This window comes from Streptomyces sp. NPDC096079, assembly GCF_040303145.1.
Lineage (GTDB): Bacteria > Actinomycetota > Actinomycetes > Streptomycetales > Streptomycetaceae > Streptomyces.
In genome coordinates, this window is record NZ_JBEOST010000008.1 from 43132 (window position 1) to 55634 (window position 12503).

Consider the following 12503-nt stretch of genomic DNA (forward strand, 5'->3'; position numbering starts at 1 on the left):
CACGGACAGGCGCTTTCAAGCTTATTTGGGGCGATCAAGTCAATGCAGTGCGAGACCCTTGGAACCACCCCGGACCTCATCCAGGTCTTCACGGAAGCCGCTCTTCGAAACCCGGAGCGCGCGGCACTCGTCCATGAGGGGCGGGTCGTGACGTACGGCCGGCTGCACGAGCTCGTGAGCCGCCTCGCGGAGCGGCTCGGGCCATGGCACGGAGCCATCGCCGTGCCGGCCACCCACACCCCGGAGACCGTGGTCGCGATGCTCGCCGTGCTGACGGCCGGAGGCGTCTACTGCCCCGTCGATCCGGCCTTTCCGCCGGCGCGCCAGCAGGACATGGTGTCCGCCGCCGGCTGCCGCGCGGTCATCGGCACCGACGCGGCCCTCGACCCCCGGCTCGGCCTGCCGGTCGTCCGGTGGGAGCAGGAGGAGACGGCGCGGGGCACGGCGGCGACCGCCGGTGGCCCCGGGCGGGACGCGGGTCCCGAAGCGCCGGCGTACATCCTCTTCACCTCCGGCTCCACGGGCCGGCCCAAGCCGGTGGTGACACCGCGCCGAGCCATCTCGGTCTCCGTGCGCGCGCTCCGTGACCTCTTCTCCCTCACGGAGGAGGACCGGGTGCTCCAGTTCGCCTCGCTCAACTGGGACACCTCGCTGGAGGAGATCCTCCCGACGCTGACCGCCGGAGCGACCCTGGTGTTCGACCGCGAGGCGCACTCGGGATCCTTCCCGCGGTTCCTGCGGATGGTCGAGCGCGAACGGGTCAGCGTCCTCGATCTGCCGACGGCCTTCTGGCACGAGCTCGTCCTCCACCTCGCCGAGGAGGGGACGGCCCTTCCCGACTGCGTCCGGCTGATGGTGATCGGCGGGGAGGCCGTCAGTCCCGCCCGGCTGGCCGACTGGAGCCGCCTCGACACGGGGCGCATCCGCCTGGCCAACACCTACGGATGCACCGAGACCACCCTGATCACCCATGCCGTCGAGCTGCACGGCCCGGGCGCCCCGGTCCCGGGCTGGGACTGGGCGGGCGGCACCAGGGCGCCGATCGGCCGGCCCCTCGCGCACGTCGTGGAGGACATCGGGGACCAGGACGAGCTGCTGATCGGCGGCCCGGCGCTGGCCCTCGGCTATCTGGGCATGGGCCGGGCCACCGAGGAGGCGTACCCGGTCGTGGGCGGCGAGCGCCGGTTCCGCACCGGGGACCGGGTCAGCAGGACGCCGGACGGCCTCCTCACCCACGAGGGCAGGCTGAACGACGAGATCAAGATCAGGGGCATCCGCGTCGATCCGGCCGAGGTGGAGGCGCACCTCGCCGGCCACCCCGCGGTGAACGCGGTGGCCGTCACCGGAGCCGTCAGCGTCGGCCGCGCCGCACTCGTCGCCTATGTGGTGCCCGGACCGGACACCGAAACGCGTCGCCTCGACGGCGACCTGCGGGCCTACCTGCGCGAGCGGGTGCCCGCCCATCTCGTGCCGAGCCGGATCACCGTCGTCCCGCACCTCGTGCTGACCACGAGCGGCAAGGTCGACAGAAGAGCCTCGCACCAGCGTTACGCAACCGTGAACAGGTCAAAGGAGACCGTTGATGAGCGTTGACACCACCGCCTCGGCCGCCGGGGAGACCCCCGCAGGCCCCAGCGCCCCCGCCGGCTCCGTCGCCGGCGCCGACACCGAGGCCGTGGTGGCGATGTTCCGGCGCGTCCTGGAGACCGACGACGTCTCGGCGGACTCCGACTTCTTCCTCCTCGGCGGCGACTCGCTGGTCGCGACCCGGGTGCTCAGCGCCATCGCCCGCTCCTACGGGGTGGAACTGACCTTCGAGGACTTCGTCGGCGCTGCGACCCCCGAACGGCTCGCCGAGAAGATCACGGACGCCCGGTGACCGCGCGCGACGGGACCCCGGACGACGGCGCCCCCAGACGCTCCGGAGCCGTCTCCAGCGCCGTGGTGGTGGGAGCCGGGTTCGCCGGGCTGACGGCCGCGACCGAACTCGCCGCCGCCGGGATCGAGGTGACGGTGCTGGAGGCACGCGACCGGGTGGGCGGCAGGGCCCGCGGACTCCAGGTCTCCGCCGAGGGATGGGTGGACGCGGGCGCCGCCTACCTGGGGGACCGCCACACGGAACTGCACTCCCTGATGGCCGAGCTGGACCTCAAGGCGACGCCCACCGTCATGCGGGGCGCCAGCCGCTTCGCCCTCGGGACCGGCGAGAGCACCCGGGACGGCCGGTTCCCGCCCCTCAACGCCGTGGCCCTCGGCGACCTCTTCGAGCGGCTCGACGAACTGAGCGCGACCGTGCGCCCCGATGCCCCGTGGCTCACGCCGGGCGCCGGGGAACTGGACGCCCTGACCGCCGGGGCATGGGCCGATCGGCACCTCACGCACCCCGACGCCCGGCTCTTCTTCCCGCTCTTCCTGGGCGAGATGATGGCGGCGGACCCGGCCAGGGTGTCCATCCTGCACGTGGCCGTCTACCTGCGGTCGGGCGGAGGGCTGCGCTACCTGAACGCCTTCGAGGGCGGTGCCCAGCAGGACCGGATCGACGGAGGCGCCCACCAGGTGTGCGAGCGGCTGGCCGCTCGGCTGGGAGCCGGGGTGCGGCTCGGGGAGCCGGTCCACGCCGTGCACCAGGACGACACGGGCGTCACCGTCCACAGCATGAGGGGGGAGTACCGCGCCGACGTCGCGGTCATGGCCCTGCCGCCGCTGCTCGCCGACGCCGTCGACCACCGGCCCGCCCCGCCGGCACCCCGGGCGAGCGACCGCACCGCGCGGGGCTGCGCGGTCAAGGTGCACCTGGTGTACCCGGCCCCGGTCTGGCGGGACCACGGTCTGTCGGGGTGGTCGGTGAGCTCCGAGGGACCCCTGTTGTCCACCGTGGACGACTCACCGGCCGAAACCGGGGTCGGCGTCCTCACCGGCTTCGTCACGGGCGCCGAGGCCCATCGCTTCGCGGCACTCGATCCGCGGGAGCAGCGCTCGGCGGCGTGCGGGCAGGCGGCCCGGCTGTTCCCGATGCTGCCCGAGCCCGTGGGATTCCACGTGACCGACTGGCTCAACGAGACCTACAGCCAGGGCTGTTACGCCGCGCTCTTCGGTCCCGGTGACTGGGTGCGGCACGGCCCGGGGCTCGTGGCCCCCCATCTGCGGGTGCACTGGGCCGGAACGGAGACCAGCACCGAGTTCTTCGGGCTCATGGAGGGGGCGATCCGCTCCGGCCGCCGGGTGGCGGCGGAGGTCCTCGCCCGCCGGTAGAGCCGGACGGATCCGGCCGCGGGGCCGGTCCGCGCCGCCGTGGAACGCCGCCCGTACAGGACCCCGGCCCGAGTGCCCGCCGCACGCGTGTCCCGAGCCGGTTCCGCGCCCCTCACGGTGGCCGCGTCGTCACCGTACCCCTCCACCGACCTCCTCCCCGAGCCGATCACGACGTCCCACGACGTGACCGGGCCCGGGCCGTGCGCCGCACCTCACGACCGCACGGGAAAGGCAAGCCGAACCACGAGTTCCGCCGAGAACAGCAAGCCCTTCGAACAGTCGCCGGGGCCAGGACCCCACCAGGGTCCGGACCGGCGGCGCCCAACGGGAGACCCTCATGAGCGACCACACGCCCATCGCCCCTCTCGCCGCCAGACAGGGGTTGATGACCGAGCCCACGCTCGGAGCGGGCAACTTCCTCGACCACGCCATCGCCGTCAACCCGAACCGCGCGGTGCCGTACGCCTACACCCACCGCGTCGACCACCGGGGCGAGGTCGAACTGCGGGGTCACAGCCTGCTCGACCTGGCCGCCCTGCGCGACCACCACGCCAAGTGGTACTGGGCCAACGGCGTCCGTCCCGGCGATCCGGTCGGCGTGGTGGTCCGCGAGGGCCTGGAGCCCGTGCTCCACTTCCTCGCGCTCGCCGCGCTGGGAGCCGTACCGGCCCTCGTCAACGACGCCATGCCGCACGAGGTGATGGTGCGCTACCTGAACCACGTCGGCGTCGTGGGAGTGGTCGCGGACGACCCCACACGGCTCGCCGCCGCCTACCGCGAGACCCCGCACCGCCGTCCCCGCTTCATCGCCCTCGCCGCCGAACTCCAGGCCTTCGACTCCGCGTCCGCCGGGCTCCCCGAGGTCTACCCGTACCGCCACGCCGCCGACGACGTGGTCGCGCTCATCCACTCCTCCGGGACCACCGGGACGCCGAAGTCCACCAAGCTGGCGCACCGCCAGTTCTGGGAGGGCAAGCAGCCCCGCATGGTGCGCTTCCCCGTCGAGCCCGACGACCGGCTGATGTCGCTCATGCCGCACACCCACGCGGGCGGCCTGAGCTACTTCCTCACCGCCACCCTGCTCGGCCTGCCGACCGTGGTCATGTCCGACTGGCGGCGCACGGTCGTCGAGCCGGTGATGGAGGCCTTCCGGCCCACCATGATCGCCTCCTTCCCCCGCAGCTTCGTGGAACTGGCCACCGGTGAACTCCCGGTCAAGGGCGCGGCGAAGGTGCACTCCTGGTTCAACACCGGCGACAGCGCGCACTACGGACACATCCGCCGGCTGGTGCAGCTCGGCGAGCGGCCCGCCGGACTCGTCAGGCCCTGGCTGCTGCCCACGGAGAAGGAGGAGCAGCCGCCCCTTCCCGGCTCGCAGTTCATCGACGGCCTGGGCTCCTCCGAGATGGGCATGGCCCTCTTCGGGCAGATGACCACGCCGGAGAGCGGGCGCGACGACCGCTGCGTCGGCAAGCCCCTGGAGGTGGTGGAGAGGGCCGCGGTGCTCGACGAGGACGGCGAGGAGGTCCCCGACGGCACGGTGGGGCTGCTCGGTGTGATCACGCCGTCCCGCACCCCCGGGTACTGGAACGACGACCGGCTCACCAGCACGTTCGAACGGAACGGTTACTGGCTCACCGGCGACGTGGCCAGGCGGGACACCGAGGGGCGGTTCTACCACCTCGACCGCACGGTGGACGTGATCGACACCGTGGCCGGTCCGGCGTACAGCCTGCCGATCGAGGAGGTGCTGCTCGCCGACTGCGCCGCACTGGTGCAGGACTGCTCGGTGGTCGGCGTCTCCGCCGGACCGACGAAGGGCCAACTCCCCCTCGCGGTCGTCCGGTTGCAGGCCGAGGCCGCCGCGAGCACCGCGGAGGAGGTCCAGGAGGCGGCCAACAAGGCCCTGACCGCCGCCGGGCTGACGCCGCTGGCCGCGGTGAGCATCGCGCGCACGCCGGAGGACTTCCCGCTCGGCCCCACCGGAAAGGTGCTCAAGCGAGAGCTCCGGACCCGTTACGCCACCTTCCTGACCGGCCGTTAGGCGGACCCCGCATGATCCCGCAGCCGTACCAGTACGCGCGGAGCCCGCTGACCGAGCCGGACTGGCGACGGCTGCCGGGCTGGCGCCGTGTCACGGAGCACGAATGGCGCGACGCCCAGTGGCAGAGGGCGCACTGCGTGAAGAACCCGCGCCAGCTCAAGGAGGTCGTCGGTGACCTGCTCACCGACGACTTCCTCGACGATCTCGCCGCCGACCGGGCGGAGTTCGCCACGATGGCGATGCTGATCACCCCGCAGATGCTCAACACCATGGCCCCCTGGGCCGCCCTGGAACCGGGAGCGTTCACCGAGGCGTTCCTCGCCGACCCGATCCGCCGGTACATGCTGCCGGTGCGCTCGGACCGGCACCCGCGGTGGCCGAGCCATCCCAAGGCGGGACGGGACTCGCTGCACGAGGCCGACATGTGGGTGGTGGAGGGCCTCACCCACCGCTATCCGAACAAGGTCCTGGCCGAGCTGGTCGCCACCTGCCCCCAGTACTGCGGGCACTGCACCAGGATGGACCTCGTCGGCACCTCCACCCCGCAGGTCACCAAGGCCAAGCTGGTGCTGCGGCCGCGGGACCGGCAGGAGCAGATGCTGGACTACCTCAAGCGGACGCCCACCGTGCGCGACGTGGTGGTGTCCGGCGGAGACGTCGCCAACGTGCCCTGGCCGCAGCTGGAGGCGTTCCTCATGCGGCTGCTCGACCTCGGGTCCGTCCGTGACATCCGTCTGGCCAGCAAGGCCGTGGTCGGCCTGCCGCAGCACTGGCTGGGGCCCGAGGTCGTCGAAGGCGTGGGCCGGGTCGCCTCGGTGGCCGCCCGGCGAGCGGTCAACCTCGCGGTGCACACGCACGCCAACCACGTGCAGTCCGTCACCCCCCTGGTCGCCGAGGCCGCCCGGGCCCTCCTCGACGCGGGCGTCCGGGACGTCCGCAACCAGGGGGTGCTGATGCGCGGGGTCAACGCCACCCCGGAGGACCTGCTCGACCTCTGCTTCGCGCTCCAGGGCGAAGCGGGCATCCTCCCGTACTACTTCTACCTCTGCGACGTGATCCCCCACGCCGAGCACTGGCGGACCCCCCTCCACCAGGCCCAGCGGCTCCAGGAGGCGATCATGGGGTACCTCCCCGGCTACGCCACCCCGCGGATCGTGTGCGACGTGCCGCACGTCGGCAAGCGCTGGGTGCACCAGGCCGTCGCCTACGAGCGCGAACGCGGCATCTCGTACTGGACGAAGAACTACCGGACCGGACTTGAGGTCCGGCAGTCGCCCGACGCGGACCCCGAGGACGCGCTGGCCCGGCGCCACCCGTACTACGACCCGCTGGACACCCTTCCCGAGTCCGGCCGCCGCTGGTGGGCGGCCCGAGCCCCTGCCCAGGACGGACGGACCGGCGCCCCGCACCCCCGACCCACCGCACCGGAGGCCACCCAGTGAACCCCTCCCCAGACCGTCCCGCCGCCGGCCCGCTGCGCCGGATGTGCTGGATCTTCCCCGACCGGGAATCGACCCGGATGGCCGAGACGTGGCACGCCATGTTCTGGGACCTCTACGCCGAGGCCGCCGAGGACCTGGGCATGACCTGGACCCGGCATTCCCCCGACGCGGTGACGGTGGACGGCACGGAACCCGGGCGCCCCCGGGTGTACGTGGACGACGCGCCCGTCTCGCCCCGCGACACGCTCTTCATCACCGCGCTCTACTCCCTGCCGTACCAGCAGATGGACGTCTTCAACCAGTACGCCCTGGCCACGGTGCTGCAACAGGCCGGCTTCTACCTGCCCTTCCCTCCCGAGACCTCGCTGATCGGCAACGACAAGCTGGCCACCCTGCTCCACCTCGGCGGCTCCCCGGTCCCCCCGATCCCCACCGTCCGCGTCGGCACGGGGCGGGACGTGAGCAGGCACCTGTACGAGGTGGCCCTCGGGAACATGACGTATCCGGCCATCGTCAAGCCGGCCGGCTGGTGCGGCGGCGGAGGCATCAACCTGGCGCGGAGCGTGGGGGACATCAGGGGCCTGGCCAGCCTCGCGCAGGGCGGCGACACCACGCTCGTGGTCCAGCCGTACCTCGGGGACGGCACGGTCGACCACCGGGTGTACGTGATCGACGGCGCGCCCCACACCGTCCTGAAGCGGACCCCGCAACCCGGCTCGGCGGTCGCCAACATGAGCCACGGCGGCACCATGGAGTTCACCGCGGTACCGGAGGAACTGGCCAAGGCCACCGCGTACTTCGCCGAACGGCTGCGCATCCCCTTCTTCTGCCTCGACTTCCTCCACGACGGGCAGCGGTTCTGGTTCTCCGAGCTGGAGCCCGACGGCGTCATACCCCGCGTCCCCGGAGATCCGGACGGGACGGTGCAACGGGACATCACCCGGGCCCGGTTCGCCGCCTACCGGGACGCCCACGCCCGGCACCTCGCCGACGCCGACGGCGGAGCCTCCCCGTCCACCTCACCGACGGAAACGAGTTGACCACCATGTTCTCGCTCACCCCCGAGGCGGCCGAGCCGCGGCTGCCGGTCGCCCGCAGGACACTGGAGCGCCTGCGGCAGGTGCCGGAACTGGCCCCGCGCTACCGCGACTTTGAGGACATCCGTACCGTCGACGGCATCGCCGCGCTCCCGCCGCTGCTCAAGGACGACCTCAACGTCGCCCTGGCGCACCTGCAACCGCGTGCCGAGCACGGCGCCACCTGGCTCTTCCAGAGCGGCGGCAGCACCGGCGCCCCCAAACTCGGCCACGCGCCCACCGGCTTCTACATGTCCGGGGTGCACGCCCACTGGCAGCCGCTGGACCACGAGGACGTGTTCGTCAACGCCTGGGGCGCCGGCCGCATGTGGGGCGCGCACTTCCTGGTCGCCGCCCTGGCCGACCTCTCCCGCTGCCAGGTGATCGCGCTGGGCTCGGTCACCCCGGACGAGTACGCCGAGTGGCTGGCGTTCTTCCGGGCGCGCAGGGTGACGGCGATCGGCGGCACCCCGAGCGTGCTGCGGCTCTGGTTCGCCCACGCCCGGGCCGCCGGCCTGGAACTGCCCGACCTGCGCAAGGTGCTCTGGCTCGGCGAGGCCTGGCAGCCGCAGCTGGAGGAGGACATGGCCGCGGTCGCGCCGGCGGCCCGGCGCTGGGGCATGTTCGGAAGCACCGAGACCTGGGTGGTCGGGACCAACACGCCCGACTGCCCCGCGGACACGTTCCACACCCTGCCCGACCAGCTGGTCCACGTGGGCGAGGACCAACTCCTCGACTTCACCACCCTCAACCCGGAGATGCTCAACCCGGTGCTGCGGTACCGCACCGGGGACGCGGGACGCCTGGTGGCGTGCCCGTGCGGCCGGCCCGGGCGGGGCATGCAGGTGCTCGGCCGCCGCGACAGCGTCGTCCAGGTCCGGGGCCTGGGCCTGCACGTCGACGAGGTGATCACGCGCGTCGAGCGGGAGGCGGGCGTCTCCCGCGCCCAGGTGGTGATCTCCGAGACCGCCGGGCGCGCCGGATCCGTCGAGGTGCTCCTGCTCACCGCCCCGGGCGCGGCCGTGGACGCCGAGCGGCTCCGCAAGGAACTCCTGTCCGAGACCTTCACCCTGAGCACCGCCTTCCAGCACGATCCGCAGAACTTCCGCGTGCGCCCCGTCGCGGACCTGATCAGCAACGACAGGACCGGCAAGACCTCCGGCCTCGTGGTGCTGGAGGAGCGGTGAAGCTCTCGCGGCCGGTGTCCCTGGGCTCCGAGTTCAACCGCTTCTGGATCGGCCAGTCGGTCAGCACCGTCGGTGACCGCATCACCGTCTTCGTGGTACCCACCGTGATGATCTTCGCCCTGGACGCTTCCGCGTTCCAGGTGGGCATCGTGGCCATGGCGCAGTACCTGGGCATCCCCCTCCTCGGCCCCCTGGCCGGAGTCCTGGTGGACCGGTGGGACAACCGCCGCACCCTGCTCGTGTGCGACCTCGCCCGGCTGGCGGCGGTGGCCGTCATCCCCCTGGCGTACTGGCAGGGCTGGCTCTCCACCCCCCTGCTGTTCGGCTGCGTGGCGGTGATCAGCGGTGCCACGATCTTCTTCACCGTCGGCTACCTGGTCGCCGTCCCCGCCGTGGTGCCGAAGGACCACCTGGTGCGCGCCTACAGCCGGCTGGAAGGCAGCCGCTCGGTCTCCGAGGTCTCCGGCCCGTCCCTGGCCGCCGGCCTCTACGGCGCCCTGGGCGTCGCCGCCCTGCTCGTCGACGCCGCCAGCTACCTGATCTCCGCCCTGTCCATCCGCTCCATGCGGCCCTGGGGCGAGCGGACCACCGCCGAGGGATCGGTGTGGCAGCGGCTGACGGCGGGCTTCCGGCTGAACTGGTCCGACCCGGTGCTGCGCCGGGTGGTGGTGGCCGCCGTGACGCTCAACTGCGGCGGCCCCGTGTTCGTCACCGTGTTGCCGATCCTCGCCTACCAGGGACTCGGCGTCTCCGTCGGGGTGTTCGGCGCGGCGATGTCCGTGGCGGCGGTGGGCGCCCTGGCCGGCGCGGCCCTCGCGCCGAAGGCGGGTGAACGGCTGGGGACGGGGCGGATGCTGGCCTGGGCGCTGCTCCTGCACTGTCTGGTGGGCCTCGGGGTGCTGGCGGCCCCCGCCCTCCCGGCCGGAGCCGTGATCGCCGTGACCATGGGCTGCTACGGCTTCTTCATGTCCTTCATCAACGTGTCCAGCGCGCCCATCCGGCAGTCCCGGATGTCCGCGGGGAACCAAGGGGTGATGCACGCGGCCTTCCGTACCGCGACCTGGGGTGTGATCCCGCTGGCGGCCCTGGCCGGAGGCCTCTCGGTCAGCCTGCTGACCGGCCCGCTCGGCATCCTGGACGCCGCCCGGGTCACCATGGCCGGGGGTACGCTCCTCGCGGCCTGCTCCTTCCTGCCGGCCCTGCGGATCCAGCGGCTGCTGGACGCGGCCGAACTCCGGCGCACGCCCGAGGCGGACGGCGGGAACGCGGAACCGGCCCTGGCCGAGGGCACCTCATGAGCGCCGGGGACCCCGGAGGGCAGGAGGGGCGTCGGGTCGTCCTGGTGACCGGAACGTCCTCCGGCATCGGCAAGGCCACGGCGATCGCCGCCGCACGGGCCGGCTTCACCACGGTCGCCACCCTGCGCGAGCCCGGCCGCGCCGGGGCACTGCGGGAGGCGGCGGACCTGGCCGGCGTGTCGCTGGACATCCGCCGACTGGACGTCACCGACCCCGACGGCATCACCCGCTGCGTCGACGACGTACACCGGGCGTACGGACGGCTCGACGCCGTGGTCAACAACGCCGGCATCTCCAACTTCGACCCGACCCTGGAGATGTCCACCGCGGAAGCACTGCGGGCCACCATGGAGGTGAACTTCTTCGGGGTGGTCGAGGTGAGCCGGGCCGCGATGCCGCTGCTCCGGGCCGTGCGGGGGCGCCTCGTCACCATCGGCAGCGTCCACGGAGTCGTCGGGCAGCCCTTCAACGAGGCGTACTGCGCCGCGAAGTTCGCCGTCGAGGGGTTCATGGAGAGCCTGGCGCCGGTCGCGGAGGCGCACGGAGTGAAGGTGTCCGTGGTGGTCCCCGGTTTCGTCAGGGGCACCTCGTTCGGGATCTTCCCCGACGTCAACCGCAAGACCATCGAGGCCGCCTCGGGACCCTACGCCCCGACCTTCGCCGACTACATCGACTGGGTCGTCCACCACGGATGGGAGGGCGCCGGGCAGGACGCGTCCGAGGTGGCGGAGGTCGTGGTGCGGACGCTGCGCGCCGAACGGCCGGCCTTCCGCGTTCCCACCAACCCCTGGGCGAGCGCCTACCTGGAAAGCAAGCTGACCGACCGTGACGGCTCCGTCGTGCGGGAACTCGCACGTACGTGGATCGGACGCCGGCCGGAATCCGACGACACAGAGCAGGAGAGGTAGTGCCCGCGAAAACCCTTCAGGAACTCGTCGACTTCGTCCGCACCCACTCGCCCTTCTACGCGGAGGCGTACCGGGACGTGCCGCGGACGGTCTCGCACCTCACCCAGCTGCCCCTGGTCGACCACGCGGAGTTCTGGGCGGCGAACACCTGGCCGGACAACAGGGTGCTGACCGGCCCGCTGACCGACGCCGGTGTCTACCGGACCGGCGGCACCACCGGTGTGCCCAAGCTGTCCGTCTGGTCGCGGTCCGAGCACGCCGACTCGGTCACCGCGTTCGGCGCCGGCATCGTGGAGGCCGGTCTGAAGCCGGGGCACCGCGTGGCCAACCTGTTCTGGGCCGGCGAGCTGTACGGCGGGATGCTCTACATCGAACACGCCCTGCACGCGGCCCCCGTGGACAACGTCCGCCTGCCCGTCGGCGCCGGCGCGCCCAACGAGTTCGTCGCCGACCTGATCGACGACTTCGGCGTGAACGTCCTCGCCGGCGTCCCGATGAAGCTGGCCGCCGTGGCGGAATGCCTCGTCCGGCGCGGCCGGACCGCCGACTCGGTGGAACTGCTGCTCTTCGGCGGCGACCTGCTCTTCACCGATCTGCGGCCCATCCTGCTGCGGGCCTTCCCCAAGGCGGCCATCGCCTCCGTCGGGTACGCCTCCATCGACGCGGGGCTCGTCGGACGGCCCGTCCCCGGGGAGGACGTACGGGTGCACGAGGCCTTCCCGCACCGGACGGTGGTGGAGCTCGTCGACGACGTCACCGGCGAGGCGATCACCACTCCGGGGGTGCCGGGACGGGTCATGGTCACCAACCTGTTCCGCACCCTCATGCCGGTCATCAGGTTCCCGACCGGCGACCGCGGCGAGTGGGTCGACCCGCGGTGCCGGCAGTTCCGGCTCCTCGGCCGGTCCATGGAGGGCGGACGGGTCGGCACGGTCTCCATGCCGATCGAGGACGTCCGCGCGGTGCTCGTGGAGGCGGACCCGGACCGGCACATCGCCGGGATGCAGATGGTCCAGCGCCGCTGGGACGGACGGGACGGTCTGATCCTGCGCCTGGGGTACGTCGAAGAGCCCCCGGCCGACCTGAGCGCCCGGCTCGTCGAGGCGGTCTACGCGGCCCGGCCGCTCTTCCCCGCGGAGGTCGCGGACGGCGCCATCCACGAGCTGGGCATCGAGTGGGTGCCGCGCTCCGAGCTGCTCACCAACCCGCGCACGGGCAAGCTCAGGCAGGTGGTGGACGAACGTCCGGCCGGCTGACCGGGGCGGTCGGACGCCGGGCGGGCAGCTCCTGCCGCCC

The 12503-nt window shown here is 72.7% G+C and carries 10 protein-coding genes; all 10 read left to right on the forward strand.

Annotated elements, in window-relative coordinates; genetic code table 11:
• The first annotated feature begins 42 nt into the window (after positions 1-42).
• The 10 genes from ABTY59_RS18120 (at position 43) to ABTY59_RS18165 (ending at position 12463) form a co-directional block, all read left to right on the forward strand.
• Complete coding sequence (locus tag ABTY59_RS18120; RefSeq protein ID WP_352019957.1) at positions 43-1593, forward strand: amino acid adenylation domain-containing protein; 1551 nt, start codon at positions 43-45, stop codon at positions 1591-1593.
• Entirely contained in the window at positions 1583-1879 is a 297-nt protein-coding gene (locus ABTY59_RS18125; protein WP_352019958.1) for an acyl carrier protein, read from the forward strand. The genes ABTY59_RS18120 and ABTY59_RS18125 overlap by 11 nt, the downstream gene beginning before the upstream one ends.
• Entirely contained in the window at positions 1876-3252 is a 1377-nt protein-coding gene (locus ABTY59_RS18130) for a flavin monoamine oxidase family protein (RefSeq protein WP_352019959.1), read from the forward strand. Before ABTY59_RS18125 ends, ABTY59_RS18130 begins: the two co-directional genes overlap by 4 nt.
• 337 nt (positions 3253-3589) lie before the next feature.
• The gene (locus tag ABTY59_RS18135) at positions 3590-5296 is read left to right on the forward strand and encodes a class I adenylate-forming enzyme family protein (RefSeq protein WP_352019960.1); all 1707 of its coding nucleotides are present in this window, start codon (positions 3590-3592) and stop codon (positions 5294-5296) included.
• An 11-nt stretch (positions 5297-5307) separates the two neighbouring features.
• Positions 5308-6738 (forward strand): KamA family radical SAM protein, encoded by a 1431-nt coding sequence (locus ABTY59_RS18140; protein ID WP_352019961.1) that lies wholly within the window; start codon positions 5308-5310, stop codon positions 6736-6738.
• Entirely contained in the window at positions 6735-7778 is a 1044-nt protein-coding gene (locus ABTY59_RS18145) for an ATP-grasp domain-containing protein (RefSeq protein ID WP_352019962.1), read from the forward strand. The genes ABTY59_RS18140 and ABTY59_RS18145 overlap by 4 nt, the downstream gene beginning before the upstream one ends.
• Positions 7779-7783: 5 nt before the next feature.
• The gene (locus tag ABTY59_RS18150) at positions 7784-9001 is read left to right on the forward strand and encodes an AMP-binding protein (protein ID WP_352020193.1); all 1218 of its coding nucleotides are present in this window, start codon (positions 7784-7786) and stop codon (positions 8999-9001) included.
• Entirely contained in the window at positions 8998-10299 is a 1302-nt protein-coding gene (locus ABTY59_RS18155; RefSeq protein WP_352019963.1) for an MFS transporter, read from the forward strand. Before ABTY59_RS18150 ends, ABTY59_RS18155 begins: the two co-directional genes overlap by 4 nt.
• A complete protein-coding gene (locus ABTY59_RS18160) occupies positions 10296-11207 on the forward strand; it encodes an SDR family NAD(P)-dependent oxidoreductase (protein ID WP_352019964.1) in 912 nt (303 codons plus the stop codon). The genes ABTY59_RS18155 and ABTY59_RS18160 overlap by 4 nt, the downstream gene beginning before the upstream one ends.
• Positions 11207-12463 (forward strand): phenylacetate--CoA ligase family protein, encoded by a 1257-nt coding sequence (locus ABTY59_RS18165; RefSeq protein ID WP_352019965.1) that lies wholly within the window; start codon positions 11207-11209, stop codon positions 12461-12463. Before ABTY59_RS18160 ends, ABTY59_RS18165 begins: the two co-directional genes overlap by 1 nt.
• Positions 12464-12503 lie beyond the last annotated feature (40 nt).

Bases quoted from the DNA above. Each gene is read 5' to 3' on its own strand.
- ABTY59_RS18140 (WP_352019961.1), top strand. From the start codon at position 5,308: ATGATCCCGCAGCCGTACCAGTACGCGCGGAGCCCGCTGACCGAGCCG.
- ABTY59_RS18125 (WP_352019958.1), top strand. From the start codon at position 1,583: ATGAGCGTTGACACCACCGCCTCGGCCGCCGGGGAGACCCCCGCAGGC.
- ABTY59_RS18120 (WP_352019957.1), top strand. From the start codon at position 43: ATGCAGTGCGAGACCCTTGGAACCACCCCGGACCTCATCCAGGTCTTC.
- ABTY59_RS18160 (WP_352019964.1), top strand. From the start codon at position 10,296: ATGAGCGCCGGGGACCCCGGAGGGCAGGAGGGGCGTCGGGTCGTCCTG.
- ABTY59_RS18150 (WP_352020193.1), top strand. From the start codon at position 7,784: ATGTTCTCGCTCACCCCCGAGGCGGCCGAGCCGCGGCTGCCGGTCGCC.
- ABTY59_RS18135 (WP_352019960.1), top strand. From the start codon at position 3,590: ATGAGCGACCACACGCCCATCGCCCCTCTCGCCGCCAGACAGGGGTTG.